This is a genomic window from Cupriavidus pampae (assembly GCF_914271485.1).
In the GTDB taxonomy this organism is placed as follows: Bacteria; Pseudomonadota; Gammaproteobacteria; order Burkholderiales; family Burkholderiaceae; genus Cupriavidus; species Cupriavidus pampae.
The window spans coordinates 1-559 of the sequence record NZ_CAJZAG010000040.1; the positions used below are offsets into that span (position 1 = coordinate 1).

Consider the following 559-nt stretch of genomic DNA (forward strand, 5'->3'; position numbering starts at 1 on the left):
CCATCGCCATCAGCCAGCATGCAACCGCCGCGCGGCGGCGAGCGGGGTACGCGTGTTGCCGGCTCATCGCCACAACCATGACGTCATGCCGAGGTGGCTTTCCACCGAGACCGGCTCGATCTGGCGCGGGCGCAACACAGTGGTGGTGCCGGCCACCGCGACGTCGCCATCGAAGCTACCGCCGGTCACGATCGCATCGCCGCCGATACGCGTGCGACCTGTAGCCATCCAGCTGCCGCCTACATCCATTGCATACAGGCGCGCCCAGCTATCGCCGAAGAACGCCTTGAAGCCCCGGTCGCGTGCGATTGCGGTGTAGCCGGCGACCCCGGTGGCGTAGGTCACCGGCGCGTTGACGGTGAGGTCGCCGACGGCGAGCACGCGGCCACCGATGTTTATCGCAGCCATGCCAGCGGTGATGTCGATGTTGCCGCTCGCCGAGAGCAGGCCCCCGACCACCGACGTGTCGGATGACGCCGAGGTCCGGCAGACGATCATGCACGTGCGCGTGAAGTGCGCGGAGCCGGTGGTCACGCCCTCCGTGCGGAACGTATCGACG

General features: G+C 68.2%; 1 pseudogene. It reads right to left on the reverse strand.

What is annotated here, in order from left to right:
• Positions 1-63: 63 nt before the first annotated feature.
• Positions 64-559: pseudogene (locus LDO41_RS34160) on the reverse strand (filamentous hemagglutinin N-terminal domain-containing protein); the annotation flags it as partial.